This is a genomic window from Pararhizobium sp. LjRoot255, from assembly GCF_964252905.1.
Classification (GTDB): Bacteria; Pseudomonadota; Alphaproteobacteria; order Rhizobiales; family Rhizobiaceae; genus Pararhizobium.
This window is the reverse complement of sequence record NZ_CAXUPQ020000001.1, coordinates 3,819,844-3,837,139: the sequence shown is the minus strand read 5'-3', so window position 1 is coordinate 3,837,139 and position 17,296 is coordinate 3,819,844. Positions and strand designations below refer to the sequence as shown.

Below are 17,296 nucleotides of genomic sequence, written 5' to 3'. Positions count from 1 at the left end.
GGCGGTTCAACGTTCCGCCGCATCCTCCAGCATGTCGAGCGCCGTGCGCACCGTGGCGAGCCGGACGGCATCGCGGCCGATGTCGCCATAGCGCATTTCGCGATGAAGCACGCTGCCGCCACGGCTTGCGGCTGCCAGATGCACGAGCCCGACGGGTTTTTCGTCAGTGCCTCCGCTTGGGCCGGCAATGCCGGTCACGGCGACAGCGATATCGGCCTGCGAATGGGAAAGGGCGCCGCGTGCCATTTCAACCGCGGTCTGGCGCGACACCGCCCCGTGCGCGGCAAGCGTTGCCGGATCGACTCCCAGCATCTGTATCTTGGCATCGTTGGAATAGGTGACGAAACCGCGATCGACCACCGAGGAGGAGCCCGAGACTTCGGTCAGCGCGCCCACGATCAGTCCACCGGTGCAGGATTCCGCCGTCGCGACCATCAGGCCTTGTTCGGAAAACGCAGCGATCAACGCGCGTGCCTTCCGTTCGATATCCTCGGGCCAACCGCTCATTTTCCGCCTCCCGCATAAACCACCGTTGCTGTCGCAATGGCTGCGATGCCCTCACGCCTGCCGACGAAGCCGATCTTTTCGTTTGTCGTCGCCTTCACCGAGCACCGGTCAAGGGAGATACCGAGCATGGAAGCGAGATTTTCGCGCATCGCCAGACGATGCGGCCCGACCTTCGGCGCTTCGGCGATCAGCGAAATATCGGCGTTCATGATCGTGCCGCCGTTGTCGCGAACGATCTTTGCTGCGTGTTCGAGGAAAATGCGCGAGGCAGCGCCTTTCCACTGCGGATCGGAAGGGGGGAAATGATCGCCGATATCACCGGCGCCGCAGGTCGCCAAAAGCGCGTCGGTCAGGGCGTGTAGCGCCACATCGGCATCGGAATGGCCGAGCAGTTTCTGGTTATGCGGGATGAAAACGCCGCAGAGCGTCACGCCGTCGCCATCGACCAGCTGGTGCACGTCATAGCCATTGCCGGTGCGCACGTCGGGAAGGGGGTTCCGGCTCAGTTTTTCGTCCGCCATGGCGATATCCCGTTTGAGCGTCAGTTTGATATTGTCGACGGAGCCCTCGACCAACGCCACGGGCATGCCGGCCCACTCGGCGATCGAAGCATCGTCGGTGAAATCGGAGCGGCCGGAAGCCGCCGCTTGAATATGCGCCGAAAGGATTGGCCCGAAGCGGAAACACTGGGGCGTCTGGGCAGCGAACAGGCCGGTTCTCGGTACGGTTTCGATGACCTTGCCGTCGGGCGAGCCTCGCTTCAGCGTGTCGGGAACGGCAATGGCGGGAAGTACGGCATCGGCGCCGCCGGCGAGTGCCCCGAAGCACCGATCCAGCAGGGCATGATCGATGAACGGGCGAACCGCATCCTGGATCATGACATGCGTGATGCCGGATTTTTCCAGCGCCTTCAGCCCGGCGAGCACGGACAGTTGGCGCGTCGGTCCGCCATGGACGAACCGGACGGGCGCTTTGTTGCCTGCCATGTGGCCAACAGCCTGCTCGAACAAGGCCTCGTCATCGGGGTGAATGACGACGACGATCGTTTTTTCCCGCGGCCATGTCGCAAAAACATCAAGGGTATGGGAGATAACCGGCCGTCCGCCGATCAAGCGATACTGCTTGGGGCCGTCCTGTGGCGAACCGGCGCGCTCACCGCGCCCAGCAGCGACGAGGACGATACCACAGGAAAGCTGTTCTTTTGCCTGCATGTTCTATATGGCTTCCCGCGAATGCTTATGCGCCGGTCATACCCTGTCAACCCCTCTTAACAAGGGCCGTTTCGGCGCGCGTCACTTCAAACGCCGTGGGTGATTTACCGCGAAGGTCGGGCCTTTACCAGTTGTCCAGGGAATTTTGTCGTGCGGCTCTGAAATCGCTTGGCAAGCTTATCAACTATGTCTAAAAATAGTGCAGAATAATGATGTGCCTGAAAGATAATCATTTGCAGATACCGGATTTGTCATCGCCGTTTCGGGTTGGGCGGCTTTCCTTTCGGAACCGCATCGTGCTCGCGCCAATGTCGGGTGTGACGGACTTGCCCTTCCGGCAGTTGGCCTGGCGTTACGGCGCCGGTCTCGTCGTCACCGAGATGGTGGCGAGCCGCGAACTCGTCGGTAACGCTTCGGAAAGCTGGGCGCGCCTCAAGAACTCCGGCATCGATCCACATATGGTCCAACTCGCCGGACGTGAGGCGCATTGGATGGCGGAAGCGGCAAGGATCGCCGCGGATAACGGCGCCGATGTCATCGATATCAACATGGGCTGCCCGGCCAAGAAAGTGACCGGCGGTTACTCCGGTTCAGCCTTGATGCGCGAGCCTGATCATGCGCTGTCGCTGATCGAGGCGACTGTAAACGCCGTCGATGTGCCCGTGACGCTGAAGATGCGTCTTGGTTGGGACGAGAACTCCATCAACGCGCCACACATCGCCAGGAGAGCGGAAGAGGCCGGCGTGCAGATGATCACCATCCACGGCCGCACGCGCATGCAGTTCTACAATGGCAGCGCCGATTGGGATGCGATCCGCGCCGTTCGCGACGTGATTTCGGTTCCGCTTGTTGCCAACGGCGACGTTACCACCACGACTGATGCTGAGGAGATTCTGCGACGCTCCGGCGCCGACGCGGTGATGGTCGGCCGCTCCAGCCAGGGCCGGCCCTGGCATGCCGGCGTGCTTGCGAGCGCGGTTATGCATCCGCAAGCCGCGGAGGTTCAGGATATCGTCGCCGAGCATTACGGCATGATGCTTGAATTCTATGGCGCCGATATCGGCCTGAGGCATGCCCGAAAACATATCGGCTGGTATCTCGACCGCTTCGCGCCGCATCTGTCGTCGCCGGCGAAGGCGGCGATCATGACCTCTACCGACCCGAAAGCCGTCCTCTCCCGCGCCGTCGCAGCGATCGCTGCGGGATCGGGGTACGAAGAAGAAAGGGACGTGGCATGACCGAGAAATTGCGCGACGAGGAGCAGAAGATCACTGATTCCCTGCCCATGGCGGTGCTGAACGCCATCCAGAACCCGGTCATCCTTGTCGACGAAAATGGTCTCGTGGCTTTTGCCAACTGGGAGGCGGAGGCCTTTTTCGGCGCCAGCGCCAACTATCTCGCCCGCCACGACATCAGCGCCTTCATTCCCTTCGGCAGCCCGCTCCTGACACTGATCGAACAGGTGCGCGAGCGCCGTGCCGCCGTCAACGAATACCGCGTCGATCTAAGCTCGCCGCGGCTCGGCGCCGACAAGCTCGTCGATCTCTATGTCGCGCCGGTCCTTTCGGAGCCGGGTTCCGTCGTCATCGTCTTTCAGGAGCGCTCGATGGCCGACAAGATTGATCGGCAGCTTACCCATCGTGCCGCCGCGCGCTCGGTCACGGGGCTTGCCTCGATGCTCGCCCACGAAATCAAGAACCCGCTGTCGGGGATCCGGGGCGCTGCCCAGCTTCTGGAGACCTCGGTCAATGACGACGACCGGGCGCTGACGCGGCTGATCTGCGACGAGACCGACCGCATCGTCTCGCTGGTCGACCGCATGGAGGTTTTCTCCGACGAGCGACCGGTCGACCGGCATCCGGTCAACATCCATTCCGTATTGGACCACGTGAAGGCGGTCGCCAGGGCCGGCTTCGCCCGCAAGATACGCATCACCGAAAATTACGATCCGTCGCTGCCACCGGTCTATGCCAATCGCGACCAGCTGATTCAGGTCTTTCTCAATCTGATCAAGAACGCTGCCGAGGCGGTGGCCGACAAGCCGGATGGCGAGATCATGCTGACGACGGCTTATCGGCCGGGCATCCGTCTGTCCGTCGCCGGGACGCGCGAGAAGATCTCGCTGCCGCTGGAATTCTGCGTACACGACAATGGGCCGGGCGTTCCGTCCGATCTGGTGCCACATCTGTTCGACCCATTCATCACCACGAAAACCAACGGCTCCGGCCTCGGGCTGGCGCTGGTTGCCAAGATTATTGGCGGCCATGGCGGCATCGTTGAATGCGACAGCCAGTCGAGCCGCACGACATTTCGCGTTCTGATGCCCGCGTCGAAAGGACCAACGGCAGAAGACAGCGAACCACTGACAGTAAAAGGACAATCCCGATGACAGGCGCCACTATACTCGTCGCTGACGACGACGCTGCCATCCGCACCGTGCTCAACCAGGCGCTCAGCCGCGCCGGCTACGACGTGCGCATCACCTCGAATGCCGCGACGCTGTGGCGGTGGATATCGGCCGGTGACGGCGATCTCGTCGTCACCGACGTGGTCATGCCGGACGAAAACGCCTTCGATCTGCTGCCGCGTATCAAGAAGGCGCGGCCGGACCTGCCGGTGCTGGTGATGAGTGCCCAGAACACTTTCATGACGGCAATCAAGGCGTCCGAGAAGGGGGCCTATGACTACCTGCCCAAGCCCTTCGACCTGACGGAACTGATCGCCATCATCGGCCGTGCGCTCGCCGAGCCGAAGCGCAAGCCGGCGAAGTTGGACGACGACACGCAGGACGGCATGCCGCTGGTCGGCCGCTCGGCCGCGATGCAGGAAATCTACCGCGTTCTGGCGCGGCTGATGCAGACAGACCTGACGCTGATGATCACCGGCGAATCCGGGACCGGCAAGGAATTGGTGGCGCGTGCGCTGCACGATTACGGCAAGCGCCGCAATGGCCCGTTTGTCGCGATCAATATGGCCGCCATCCCGCGCGACCTGATCGAATCGGAACTCTTCGGCCATGAGAAGGGCGCTTTCACGGGTGCGCAAAACCGATCGACGGGCCGGTTCGAGCAGGCCGAGGGCGGCACGCTTTTTCTCGACGAAATCGGCGATATGCCGATGGACGCGCAGACACGGCTGCTGCGCGTGCTGCAGCAGGGCGAATACACCACTGTCGGTGGCCGCACGCCGATCCGCTCCGATGTTCGCATCGTCGCTGCGACCAACAAAGACCTGAAACAGTCGATCAACCAGGGCCTTTTCCGCGAGGATCTCTATTATCGTCTCAACGTCGTGCCGCTGCGCCTGCCGCCGCTGCGGGATCGCGCCGAGGATATCCCCGATCTTGTCCGTCATTTCGTCCAGCAGGCGGAGAAGGAAGGCCTCGACGTCAAGCGTTTCGACCAGGAAGCGCTTGAGCTGATGAAGGCACATCCATGGCCCGGCAACGTCCGCGAGCTCGAAAACGTCGTCCGCCGGCTGACCGCGCTCTACCCACAGGACGTGATCACCAGGGAGATCATCGAGAGCGAATTGCGCTCCGACATTCCCGACAGTCCGATCGAGAAGGCGTCGAGCCGCTCGGGGTCGATGTCGATTTCCCAGGCAGTGGAAGAGAATATGCGGCAATATTTCGCCGGCTTCGGCGACAGCCTTCCGCCCGCCGGACTGTATGACCGGGTGCTGGCCGAGATGGAATATCCCTTGATTCTCGCCGCCCTGACGGCAACACGCGGTAACCAGATCAAGGCCGCCGATCTGCTTGGCTTGAATCGGAACACCTTGCGCAAGAAAATTCGAGAGCTTGGCGTTTCGGTTTACCGTAGCTCACGCAGTGCTTGACTTCCCCACGATAACCGTTGCATTTTCGCCACAATATGTTGCTTAGAAAGCACACGAGTGGCGTTGATTCTTGTGGTGCGTCATCCGCTGAATCCGTTTCGGCGGATGAAAGCAAACAGGAAAAAGTAGCCGGTAAGGTCATTTTCTTGACCGCAAGGCGTGAAGTGCCTGTCGCCGTTCATTGGGAACGACGGCAGGTCGGGGGATGCATGTTTGATGGCCGAAGGGCTTGTTGTGCCAGTGGCGAAAGACGAGGCTACGATGATCGGCCATGATCGGCGCGCGTCCTTCGCGTTTCCCGGTCTTGTTCTGGCGACCGGCGCGCTCGCCTGCGCGATCGCATCACTGCTTATTCTTCTCGGCCTGACGCCGATCAGGCCCGAAACCAACATCATCATCGGCTCAGCCGCGATCAATGCGCTGTTTGTCATTGGCCTGATGTTCCTGATCGGCCGAGAAATTCTGCGCCTTCTGAAAGCCCGCAACCGCGGCCGGGCAGCGGCTCGGCTGCATGTCCGCATCGTTGCGCTGTTTTCGATCGTTGCGATCACGCCGGCCATTCTGGTTGCGCTCTTCGCCAGCATCACGCTAGATGTCGGTCTCGACCGCTGGTTTTCGCTGCGCACGCAGTCGATCGTCAATTCGTCGCTCGACGTCGCCCAGGCCTATGTGCTTGAAAATGCTAGCTATCTACAGGGCCAGACGGTCTCCATGGCCAACGACCTGGAACGCAACCGTCAGCTCTACAGTCTCGACCGGACCGGTTTTATCGACCTGATGACACGCCAGGCCCGTGGGCGAGGTATGTTGGGCGCGTTCCTGGTGCGCGCGGACGGCTCGCCCATCCTTCAGGCGAATATCCCGACCGAGCGGCCATTGCCGGCCATTCCGAAGGATGCGTTGCTCAGCACCGCATCCGGGCAACCGACCCTCATCCCGCCCGGCGTGACCAACCTCGTTGGTGCAGTCATCCCGATCGACAATATCAACGGTGCCTATCTCTACACCGTGCGCAGCGTTGACCCCAAGGTCATGCGCTCGATGCGGCTGATGGAAGAGAATACCGCCGAATACAAGAATCTCGAGGCTGGACGCACATCGTTGCAGGTGGCCTTCGGCGTGCTCTATCTCGGTTTTGCGCTGATTGTCCTTCTGGCTGCCATCTGGACCGCGATTGCCGTCGCCGACCGGATCGTGCGGCCGATCCGGCTTTTGATCGGGGCCGCCGACAGCGTGGCGAGCGGAAACCTGAATGTGGTGGTGCCCGTTCACGCCGTCGATGGCGACGTTGGCAGCCTGTCGCGTACCTTCAACAAGATGATTGCCGAAATCCGCACACAGCGCGATCAGATCCTCGAAGCCAAGGACGAGATGGACGACCGGCGCCGGTTCATCGAGGCGGTTCTTTCCGGCGTGACGGCCGCGGTGATCGGTGTCGAGGATGACCGGCGTATTACAATCGCCAATCCGTCGTCCGAACATTTCCTCTCGCGCCCGATCCTGGAGCTTGTCGGGGAAAGACTTGCCGACGTGGCGCCTGAAATCGAACAGGTGCTGAGCGAAGCCGCGGGCCGCCATCGCAATGACTATCGCAAGCAGATCAATATCATACGCGGCGGCACGGAGCGCACGCTGAATGTTCAGGTGACGCGCGAGGAATCGCACGACGCCAAGGAATCCTACGTTATTACCGTCGATGACATCACCGATCTGGTCATCGCCCAGCGCTCGACCGCCTGGGCCGACGTCGCGCGCCGCATCGCCCATGAGATCAAGAACCCGCTGACGCCGATCCAGCTTTCGGCCGAGCGCCTGAAACGCCGCTACGGCAAGCAGATCGATCAGGACGACCGGACCGTGTTTGATCAATGTACCGACACGATCGTTCGCCAGGTCGAGGATATCGGCCGCATGGTCGATGAATTCTCCGGCTTTGCGCGGATGCCGAAGCCGACAAAAGAACAGGCGGACCTGCGCAACATCCTCAAGGATGCGATCTTCCTGCGCGAGATGGGCAACACCCATGTGACCTTCATCCGCGATCTGGGCGACGAACCGCTCGACGGCACCTTCGACGGCCGCATGCTCGGCCAGGCTTTCGGCAACATCATCAAGAACGCGGTCGAGGCGATCGAGGCCTTGCCGGCCGATGCCGTTCGCGGCGACCGCCGCGTGATGGTCCGTTCGCGACGGAATGAAACGAGCGGCCAGTTCGTTGTCGACATCATCGACAATGGTAGGGGGCTACCGACCGAAAACCGCCACCGGATTCTCGAACCCTACATGACGATGCGGGAGAAGGGCACTGGCCTTGGCCTTGCGATCGTCAAGAAGATCATTGAGGACCATGGCGGACAATTGGAATTGCATGACGCGCCCGCTGATTTCGATCACGGGCAGGGCGCCATGATTCGCATTATTTTGCCGCCAGCCGGACAGAGCGGCGGCAGTGAAGACAGACAGGACAAGGATACTTCCCATGGCGGCTGACATTCTGGTTGTGGACGACGAGGAGGACATTCGCGAGATTGTCTCCGGCATTCTGTCCGACGAGGGTCACGAAACCCGCACCGCGTTCGACAGCGATAGCGCGTTGCAGGCAATCAGCGACCGGCTGCCGCGCCTCGTCTTTCTCGATATCTGGATGCAGGGCAGCCGTCTTGACGGTCTGGCGCTCCTCGACGAGATCAAGGGCCGTTATCCGGACCTGCCGGTTGTGATGATTTCCGGGCACGGCAATATCGAAACGGCCGTTTCGGCGATCCGCCGTGGTGCCTATGATTTCATTGAAAAGCCCTTCAAGGCCGATCGTCTGATTCTGATCGCCGAGCGCGCGCTGGAGAACTCGAAGCTGAAGAGGGAAGTCTCCGAGCTGAAGAAACGCTCTGGCGATCCCGTTGAACTGATCGGCACCTCCGTTGCCGTGTCGCAGCTTCGCCAGACAATCGAGAAGGTCGCGCCCACAAACAGCCGCATCATGATCCAGGGACCGTCCGGGTCGGGCAAGGAGCTCGTGGCGCGGATGATCCACCGCAAGTCTTCACGGATGGCAGGCCCCTTCGTGGCGCTGAACGCGGCGGCGATCACGCCGGACCGCATGGAAATTGCCCTCTTCGGCACGGAGGGAACGCCAGGCCAGCCGCGCAAGACCGGTGCGCTGGAAGAGGCTCATGGCGGCATTCTTTATCTCGACGAAGTCGGCGAAATGCCGCGTGAAACACAGAACAAGATCCTGCGCGTGCTGGTCGATCAGCAGTTCGAGCGCGTCGGCGGATCCAAGCGCGTCAAGGTCGATGTTCGCATCATCTCCTCGACGGCCTACAACCTCGAAAGCCAGATTGCCGAGGGTGCGTTCCGCGAGGATCTCTACCATCGTCTGGCGGTCATTCCGGTACGGGTGCCGGCGCTTGCGGAGCGCCGCGAGGATATTCCGTTCCTGGTCGACATGTTCATGCGGCAGGTCAGCGAGCAGGCGGGTATCCGCGCTCGCAAGATCGGCGACGATGCGCTGGCCGTTCTGCAGGCGCATGACTGGCCAGGCAATATCCGTCAGCTGCGCAACAACATCGAGCGGCTGATGATTCTCGCCCGCAGCGACGGCCCGGACACGGCAATCTCGGCCGACATGCTGCCGACGGAAGTGGGCGACAGTCTGCCGAAGATTTCGGCGCAAGGCGACCAGCACATCATGACGCTGCCGTTGCGTGAGGCGCGTGAAATGTTCGAGCGGGACTATCTGATCGCCCAGATCAATCGTTTCGGCGGCAATATTTCGCGCACGGCCGAGTTCGTCGGTATGGAGCGCTCTGCTTTGCACCGGAAACTGAAATCGCTCGGCGTCTAAAAACCGCGGGCTCTTGAAATTAAGTCAACCATGTCGAGAATTGCCTATGTCAACGGCGCGTACCGGCGTCATGCCGATGCCGCCGTCCACATCGAGGATCGGGGTTTTCAATTCGCCGATGGCGTCTATGAAGTCTGCGAGGTTCGTCATGGGTTCATCGTCGACCTGACGCGGCATCTCGACCGGCTCGACCGATCGCTCAAGGAAATCCGGATTGCCTGGCCGATGACGCGGGCGGCGCTCGTTGTCGTCATTCGCGAAGTCCTGCGGCGCAACCGAATACGCAACGGCCTTTTTTACCTGCAGGTCACGCGCGGAGCAGCGCGCCGCGACCATGTCTTTCCGGCAGAGGCCACGCCGTCGACGCTCGTCGTCACGGCGAAGCGAACCGACGCTTCCCTCATCGCCAAGAAAAACGCAATTGGAATCCGCGCGATTACCGTGCCGGAAAACCGCTGGGATCGTGTCGACGTAAAGACCGTCGGGCTCCTGCCGAACGTTCTCGCCCGGCAGGCGGCGAAGGAGGAGGGCGCCCAGGAGGCGATCTTCGTCGAGCCGGACGGCACGGTGAAGGAAGGCGCTGCGACCAATGTCTGGATCGTCGACAAGGACGGGACGCTCAGGACGCGTCATGCCGATCACGGCATTCTTCGCGGCATCACCCGCACGACGCTGATGGACGTGGCTGCCGCGACCGGCATCGACATAGAGGAGCGGGCTTTTTCGGTCGAAGAAATGCTTGCTGCGCGCGAGGTTTTCATCACGGCGGCAACCAGCATCTGTTTTCCGGTGGTGGCGATTAACGGCAAAACCATCGCCAACGGTCACCCAGGCAGCGTGTCACAGAAAATTCGTGAAGTCTTTTTCGACATTGCGGAAAAGACTGCGATTTGATACCAAAATCCTGGGGGACGCCATGAAGAGGACTTCTGACGGCGTTCGAGATAAACAGAACGAAAAATCAACCGGTTACATTGAACCGGCAAATAAGAAAGAAGCGGCGCTATGGCGGAACGTTCTCAGAACTTGCAGGATCTTTTTCTAAACACCGTCCGCAAGCAGAAGATATCTCTGACGATATTTCTTATCAATGGTGTGAAACTGACGGGCGTTGTCACGTCTTTCGACAACTTTTGTGTCCTCTTGCGGCGTGACGGGCATTCCCAGCTCGTATACAAGCACGCCATCTCGACAATCATGCCGGGCCAGCCGATGCAGATGTTCGAGAGCGAAGAATCCGCATCCTGACGGAAAGCAAGGCACATTACCAAACGTGATACAAAATCGGCGTCAATCATCCCGGAGCTCGACAAGCTTCGTGATGACATGCGCGCCGTGGTCATTGTCCCGGTCCTGAAAAAGGCCGGCAGGCAGAGCGCGGACGTGATTGTCGCGACCTCGACGCGCAGCGACGAAAGCCGGCTCGAGGAAACCATCGGGCTGGCCCTTGCGATCGATCTGGAGGTCGTGCACGGCACGATCGTACCCATCGCCCAGCCGAAGCCCGGAACGCTGCTTGGAAGCGGCAAGATCGAGGAGATCGGTCATCTGCTCATCGAGAACAATGCCGGCCTGGTGATCGTCGATCATCCGCTGACGCCGGTTCAGCAGCGAAATCTCGAAAAGGAATGGAACTGCAAGGTTATCGACCGGACGGGTCTCATCCTTGAAATCTTCGGGCGCCGCGCTTCAACCCGGGAAGGCACGCTGCAGGTCGATCTTGCGCATCTGAACTACCAGAAGGGCCGGCTGGTCCGCAGCTGGACCCACCTCGAGCGCCAGCGCGGCGGTGCCGGGTTCATGGGTGGCCCGGGTGAAACGCAGATCGAAGCCGACCGCCGGCTGCTGCAGGAAAAGATCGTCAAGCTTGAGAAGGAACTGGAGCAGGTCCGCCGCACGCGCCAGCTTCACCGCGCCAAGCGCAAGAAAGTGCCGCATCCGATCGTCGCCCTTGTCGGCTATACCAATGCCGGCAAATCGACGCTGTTCAATCGCATCACCGGCGCCGGCGTTCTTGCCGAAGACATGCTGTTTGCCACGCTTGATCCGACACTGCGCCGCATGAAGCTGCCACATGGGCGCATGGTGATCCTGTCCGATACCGTCGGATTCATCTCCGACCTGCCGACCCATCTGGTCGCCGCCTTCCGGGCAACGTTGGAAGAGGTTCTGGAAGCCGACCTTATCCTGCATGTCCGCGATCTCGCGGATCCCGACAACCAGGTGCAGGCACAAGACGTGCTGCGCATCCTGACCGATCTCGGCATCGATGAAAAAGCGAGGGCAGAACGCATCATCGAGGTCTGGAACAAGATCGACCTGCTCGACGCCGAAATGCGGGCGGGCCTCGTCCAGAAGGCTGAAAACACGGACAATACCACGGCTGTTTCGGCGATCACCGGCGACGGTATCGACCATCTGCTCGAGGAAATCGGCAGCCGTCTTTCCGGCGTCATGACCGAATGCACGGTCGTGCTGCCGGTCGAAAAGTTGCAATTGCTGTCATGGGTTTACGGGCACGCAATCGTCGACGGCCGCGAAGACATGGAAGACGGGTCGGTCAGCCTGGATCTACGCTTGACGGCCACCGAGGCGGAAGAACTCGAGCGCCGGCTGGGCAATGGTCCGAAAACTGCCGCTCGGGATTGGTAGGTTTCGGCAGCAGTTTCAAAGCATTACTGCACAGTTTACGCGTCCTGTTTGACGCGCGGCGCTGTAACGTTGCGGAATGCCGTTACGTTAGTTGCCGCTCGATCGCCTTTGCCGCCTGCCAGAGTTGTTCCATCCGCTCCAGCGTCGCATCTTCAAGAGTTTCTCCGGCCGACTCTAGTTCCGTCTCGATGTGGCTGAAGCGACGCCGGAACTTTGTGTTTGTTCCGCGCAGAGCCATTTCCGGATCGGAGCCGACATGGCGGCCGATATTGACCACGGCGAAGATCAGGTCGCCGAGCTCGTCCGCCACCTTGGCCTTATCGTCGGCGGCGAGCGCTTCGCGCAGTTCGGCGATCTCTTCCTCGATCTTGTCGAGGATCGGTTCCGGCGATGACCAGTCGAAGCCGACTTTTGCCGCTCGCTCCTGCAGCTTCAGCGCTTCGACGAGGGCTGGAAAACTGCGCTGGACCGAATCGAGATGACCCTTGTTTCCATCTTCGGGCAAACCGTGCCGCGCGCGCCGCTCGCGACGTTCGTCTTTTTCCGCCTGCTTGATCTCGCTCCACTGCAGCTTGACCGCTTCCGGCGTGTCGGCATCCGAACGGGCAAAGACATGCGGATGGCGGCGGATCATCTTGCGCGTGATTGCCTCGACCACGTCGCCGAAGGCGAAGTCTCCGGCTTCCTCGGCCATGCGGGCGTGAAAGACCACCTGCAGCAGAAGGTCTCCGAGCTCGTCGCAAAGATCATCCATGTCGCCGCGCTCGATGGCGTCGGCGACCTCGTAGGCCTCCTCAAGCGTATAAGGCTTGATCGTCTCGAAGGTCTGGACGACATCCCAGGGGCAGCCGGTTCCGGGCTGGCGCAGGGCTGCCATGATGTCGAGGAGGCGCGTGATGTCCTTGGATGGCTGCATGGGGCTCAATTCAGCGGGATCGCGTTGTCGTCCTTGCCGGACTGGTAGGCATCGGACAGGGACTGGTATTTTTCGCGGATGCGCTTGTCCTGGGCTCGCAGCGCCGATTTCGCGGTCTCGTCGGATGTCGCGACCAGATCGGCGATCGACGAGGATCGCCAGAATGCGTTGGTTTTCGCATAGCCGCCCGGATCGAGCCGGAAGACCTCCTTCAGGATTTTCAGGTCGTGCGGGATGGAAAAGCTGTCCCGGGAATCCTGGTGGCTGAAGAAATAGTAGAAATTGTCGAAGCCGGCCCAGGTAATGGCCGAAAGACACATCGAGCAGGGCTCGTGGGTGGACAGGAAAATCAAACCCTTGGTGTCTAGCTTCTCTGCTCTTTCATAAAAGCGTTTCAGCGTGTGCACTTCGCCGTGCCAAAGCGGATTTTCGGTTTCGTTGTTCGTCTCGGCGATGACCAGCGACAGGTCCGATTTACGCAGGATGGCGGCCCCGAAGACCTTGTTGCCGGCGCTAACGCCCTTTTCCGTCAGCGGAAGAATGTCGGCTTCGATGACGGTCAGAAGGCGTTCGGCGAGATCGGAATTCGTCATCGTATTGTGACTCCGGAAAGGGGCATGGCAGCATTTAAAAGGCTATGGATCGCAATACGCAATGCCGCATGGTCGCGTCAAGCTGCTGTTACAGCCGCGCCATAGTCGGAGATATTTGCTCAATTTATGCTGAAGTCGAGCAAAAGAATACGTTGCTTCAAAAGCCTGCGAATTTCTGTTTCTTCAATTTTCCTCCGATAAAAGGGATATTCCCCAGTACCTGTAACAGGATCAGATTCCTAACGTCATGACCGAGCAGCTGACCGTATTCCCGGCCTTCTTTCGCGTTGCGCAAAAAAGCGTGGCGGTGTTCGGCAATGGCGACGAGGCTTTTGCCAAGGTACGGCTGCTGATGAACACACAGGCCCGGATCGTCGCCTATGCGGATGAACCGGAAGCGGATTTCGCGGCCTTTCTGGCTGTGAATGCCATTGAGACTGTGCAAGAGCCATTTCGTGCCGTCCAGCTCGAAGGCGCGACGCTGGTCTTTGCCGCCACCGGCGATGCGGCTCAGGATCGTGTCATTGTCGCGGCTGCCCGCGAGCAGAAAATTCCCGCCAACGCCGTCGATCAACCTGAATTCTGCGATTTCCTGACGCCGGCGCTGGTCAATCGCGCGCCGGTCGCCGTGGCGATCGGAACCGAAGGCGCTGGTCCGGTGCTGGCGCAGATGATCCGCGCCCAGATCGATCAACTGCTGTCGCCCTCGCTCGGCGCACTTGCATCGCTGGCGCAGGCCTATCGGGATGCTGCCGACCGCCTCTTGCCGCGCGGCGTGTCGCGCCGCGTCTTCTGGCGCCGCTTTTTCTCCGGTGCCGTGGCAGATCAGGTCGCGCTCGGCAATGTCGCGGAAGCCCGCCGTGAAGCGTCACGGCTGCTTACATCCGTGGATCGCGTGCCTGGCCATGTCTGGCTGGTTGGTGCCGGTCCGGGTGCGGAGGATCTGCTCACCTTGCGGGCGCAGCGCGTGATGATGGAAGCCGACGTCATTGTCCATGATGCTCTGGTGCCGCAGGCGATCGTCGATATGGGCCGCCGCGATGCCGAGCGCCTGCCGGTCGGCAAGCGCAAGGGCTGCCATTCGAAGTCACAGGAAGAAATCAACCAGTTGCTGGTTCGCCTCGGCCAGGACGGCAAGCGTGTCGTGCGGCTGAAGTCGGGCGATCCGCTGGTTTACGGCCGTGCCGGTGAAGAAATGGCTGCGCTGCGCGACGCCCGGATTACCTATGAGATCGTGCCCGGCATCACCTCGGCTTTCGCAGCCGCCGCCGATTTCGAGCTGCCGCTGACGCTGCGCGGTGTGGCTTCCTCGCTGATTTTCACGACGGGCCACGACCTGGCCGGCGATGTCCTGCCCGATTGGGCACGCCTTGCCATTTCCGGTGCGACGATTGCCGTCTATATGGGGCGCACGGTCGCCGCGTCGGTCGCGGCCCGGCTGATGCAGGCGGGGCTTCCCGCCGAAACCACGGTGGCCGTCGTCGAAAACGCCAGCCGCGCGGGTCGCAAGCTGCTGCACGGCACGCTGAAGGATCTGCCGGACCTGCAATATCGCGATGAACTGGACGGTCCCGTCATGGTGATCATCGGCGACGCCGTCGCCGGCGCGAATTTCGAGCGCTCGGAGCCGCTTGTCAGGGCGAAGGCCGGTGGCGAGAGCGCTCCTGTTCGCAGCGCGGACCTGTCGCGCAAACATAAAGACGAAGTGAGGAACTGACATGGCCGACAAAGTGCTGACCGCAAACCGCCTGTCGGACGGAATTTCCGTCTGGCTCGATGCCTCCGGCCATTGGGTGGAATCGCTGCAGGACGCCTTCGTCGCCCGGCATGCCGAAGCCGTTGCCGCACTGGAAGTAACCGGAAAAGCCGCTTATGCCGACAACAAGGTGGTTGACGTGAATGTCATCGATATTGAAGAAGTAGCGGGCGTCCTGCGGCCGCTACGTTTGCGCGAGCGTGTTCGCGCCGAAGGGCCGACGATCGATTATGCGCCGGGATACAAGGGCCTGACCGGCCCCGTGCAGGCGGCTTGAGGAAAAGAAGACGATGTACCGTTACGACGAATTCGACCATTCCTTTGTCTCCGGCCGCGTTGAGCAATTCCGCGATCAGGTTGCGCGCCGTCTTTCCGGCGAACTTGCCGAGGATGCGTTCAAGCCGCTGCGGCTGATGAACGGCGTCTATCTGCAGCTTCATGCCTACATGCTGCGCGTCGCCATTCCCTATGGCACGCTGAACAGCCGGCAGATGCGCATGCTCGCCCATATCGCTCGCAAGTATGACCGCGGCTACGGGCATTTCACCACGCGCCAGAACATCCAGTACAACTGGCCGAAGCTGTCGGATACGCCGGATATCCTCGCCGAGCTGGCCTCGGTCGAAATGCATGCGCTGCAGACGTCGGGCAACTGCATCCGCAATGTCACGGCCGATCATTTCGCCGGTGCAGCCGCCGATGAGGTCGCCGATCCGCGCCCCTACGCCGAAATCCTGCGTCAATGGTCGTCGGTTCACCCCGAATTCTCGTTCCTGCCGCGCAAGTTCAAGATCGCCGTCACCGGCGCCGAGCGTGATCGCGCGGCAATCCAGGTACACGATATCGGCCTGCACCTGAAGAAGAACGAAAAGGGCGAGATCGGCTTTGCCGTCTATGTCGGCGGCGGGCAGGGGCGTACCCCGATGATCGCCAAGAAAATCCGCGACTTCTTGGCCGAAGAGGACCTCCTGTCCTATACGACCGCGATCATGCGCGTGTACAACCTCCATGGCCGCCGCGACAACAAGTACAAGGCCCGCATCAAGATCCTCGTGCATGAAACCGGTGCCGAGGAGTTGGCGCGGCAGGTCGACGCGGAGTTTGCTGAACTGAAGAACACCGAGCTGAAGCTGCCGGAAGCAGACATCCAGGCGATCACCACCTATTTCGCGCTGCCGCCGCTTAACCAGCGGCCGGAAGGCTGGGCCAATCTGGCCGGCTGGAAGAAGGCCGATCCGGATTTCGCTCGCTGGGTGCAGCAGAACGTCCAGCCGCACCAGCATCCAGACTACGGCATGGTGACGATCTCGCTGAAGCCGATCGGCGGCATTCCGGGCGACGCCAGCGACAGCCAGATGGATGCGATTGCCGATCTGGCCGAGGAATATGCCTTCGACGAAATCCGCATCAGCCATGAGCAGAACATCATCCTGCCGCACGTGGCGCTGGCCGATCTCGAGCCGCTTTACCGCGGGCTGGTTGCCCAAGGCCTTGCGACGGCCAATGCCGGACTGATCACGGATATCATTGCCTGTCCCGGCTTGGACTACTGCGCGCTTGCCAATGCGCGCTCGATTCCGCTGGCGCAGGAAATCTCCAACCGTTTCGGCAATCCGGACCGGCAGGCGGAGATCGGCGAACTGAAGATCAAGATTTCCGGTTGCATCAATGCCTGCGGCCATCATCATGTCGGCCATATCGGGCTGCTCGGGGTCGAGAAGAAGGGGGCCGAACTCTACCAGATCACGCTCGGCGGTTCCGGTGATGAGCAGACCTCGATCGGTGAAATCATCGGGCGCGGCTTCGAGCCGGAAAAGGTGACGGATGCGATCGAGACGATCGTCAACACCTATCTTGGCCTGCGCCAGGATTCATCTGAGATTTTCCTCGATGCCTATCGCCGTGTCGGGCCGCAGCCCTTCAAGGATGCGTTGTATGGCGGCAGTGCCCAGGAAGCCGCCTAATGCCCGGGGAAAT

15 protein-coding genes are annotated in these 17,296 nt (G+C 61.0%); 11 read left to right on the top strand and 4 right to left on the bottom strand.

What is annotated here, in order from left to right; all coding sequences use genetic code 11:
- Positions 1-6 precede the first annotated feature (6 nt).
- Entirely contained in the window at positions 7-507 is a 501-nt protein-coding gene (locus ACSQ2W_RS18350; RefSeq protein WP_436087537.1) for a CinA family protein, read from the bottom strand.
- Complete coding sequence (locus tag ACSQ2W_RS18345; protein WP_436087536.1) at positions 504-1,718, bottom strand: bifunctional 2-C-methyl-D-erythritol 4-phosphate cytidylyltransferase/2-C-methyl-D-erythritol 2,4-cyclodiphosphate synthase; 1,215 nt, start codon at positions 1,716-1,718, stop codon at positions 504-506. Before ACSQ2W_RS18345 ends, ACSQ2W_RS18350 begins: the two co-directional genes overlap by 4 nt.
- Before the next feature lie 212 nt (positions 1,719-1,930).
- Here ACSQ2W_RS18345 and dusB point away from each other — a divergent pair, with 212 nt between their 5' ends.
- The 8 genes from dusB (at position 1,931) to hflX (ending at position 12,054) form a co-directional block, all read left to right on the top strand.
- Complete coding sequence (gene dusB, locus ACSQ2W_RS18340) at positions 1,931-2,956, top strand: tRNA dihydrouridine synthase DusB (protein WP_436087535.1); 1,026 nt, start codon at positions 1,931-1,933, stop codon at positions 2,954-2,956.
- Positions 2,953-4,107: a two-component system sensor histidine kinase NtrB gene (locus ACSQ2W_RS18335; RefSeq protein ID WP_436087534.1), complete on the top strand. Its 1,155-nt coding sequence runs from the start codon at positions 2,953-2,955 to the stop codon at positions 4,105-4,107. Before dusB ends, ACSQ2W_RS18335 begins: the two co-directional genes overlap by 4 nt.
- Positions 4,104-5,558, top strand: coding sequence for a nitrogen regulation protein NR(I) (gene ntrC, locus ACSQ2W_RS18330; RefSeq protein WP_436087533.1), 1,455 nt, complete (start codon positions 4,104-4,106; stop codon positions 5,556-5,558). Before ACSQ2W_RS18335 ends, ntrC begins: the two co-directional genes overlap by 4 nt.
- A gap of 216 nt (positions 5,559-5,774) precedes the next feature.
- Positions 5,775-8,048 (top strand): ATP-binding protein, encoded by a 2,274-nt coding sequence (locus ACSQ2W_RS18325; protein ID WP_436087532.1) that lies wholly within the window; start codon positions 5,775-5,777, stop codon positions 8,046-8,048.
- Positions 8,038-9,402, top strand: a complete 1,365-nt coding sequence (gene ntrX / locus ACSQ2W_RS18320; RefSeq protein WP_436087531.1) for a nitrogen assimilation response regulator NtrX — start codon at positions 8,038-8,040, stop codon at positions 9,400-9,402. Before ACSQ2W_RS18325 ends, ntrX begins: the two co-directional genes overlap by 11 nt.
- Positions 9,403-9,432: 30 nt before the next feature.
- Positions 9,433-10,296 (top strand): D-amino-acid transaminase, encoded by an 864-nt coding sequence (locus tag ACSQ2W_RS18315; RefSeq protein ID WP_436087530.1) that lies wholly within the window; start codon positions 9,433-9,435, stop codon positions 10,294-10,296.
- Between the two features lie 111 nt (positions 10,297-10,407).
- Positions 10,408-10,650: an RNA chaperone Hfq gene (gene hfq, locus ACSQ2W_RS18310; protein WP_018325164.1), complete on the top strand. Its 243-nt coding sequence runs from the start codon at positions 10,408-10,410 to the stop codon at positions 10,648-10,650.
- A 78-nt stretch (positions 10,651-10,728) separates the two neighbouring features.
- Entirely contained in the window at positions 10,729-12,054 is a 1,326-nt protein-coding gene (gene hflX, locus ACSQ2W_RS18305; protein WP_436087529.1) for a GTPase HflX, read from the top strand.
- A gap of 82 nt (positions 12,055-12,136) precedes the next feature.
- Here the strand turns inward: hflX and mazG are convergent, their stop codons facing one another.
- Together mazG and ACSQ2W_RS18295 are read right to left on the bottom strand one after the other, a co-directional pair.
- On the bottom strand, positions 12,137-12,970 hold the full coding sequence (gene mazG, locus ACSQ2W_RS18300) for a nucleoside triphosphate pyrophosphohydrolase (RefSeq protein ID WP_436087528.1): 834 nt from the start codon (positions 12,968-12,970) through the stop codon (positions 12,137-12,139).
- Positions 12,971-12,975: 5 nt separating this feature from the next.
- Entirely contained in the window at positions 12,976-13,563 is a 588-nt protein-coding gene (locus ACSQ2W_RS18295) for a deaminase (RefSeq protein WP_436087527.1), read from the bottom strand.
- Between the two features lie 247 nt (positions 13,564-13,810).
- Between ACSQ2W_RS18295 and cysG the strand changes: the two genes are divergently transcribed.
- The 3 genes from cysG to ACSQ2W_RS18280 are packed head-to-tail and all read left to right on the top strand — an operon-like array spanning position 13,811 to position 17,283.
- Entirely contained in the window at positions 13,811-15,280 is a 1,470-nt protein-coding gene (gene cysG / locus ACSQ2W_RS18290; protein WP_436087526.1) for a siroheme synthase CysG, read from the top strand.
- A 1-nt stretch (position 15,281) separates the two neighbouring features.
- Positions 15,282-15,596, top strand: a complete 315-nt coding sequence (locus tag ACSQ2W_RS18285; RefSeq protein WP_436087525.1) for a DUF2849 domain-containing protein — start codon at positions 15,282-15,284, stop codon at positions 15,594-15,596.
- Between the two features lie 13 nt (positions 15,597-15,609).
- Positions 15,610-17,283: a nitrite/sulfite reductase gene (locus tag ACSQ2W_RS18280; RefSeq protein WP_436087524.1), complete on the top strand. Its 1,674-nt coding sequence runs from the start codon at positions 15,610-15,612 to the stop codon at positions 17,281-17,283.
- Positions 17,284-17,296: the final 13 nt, after the last annotated feature.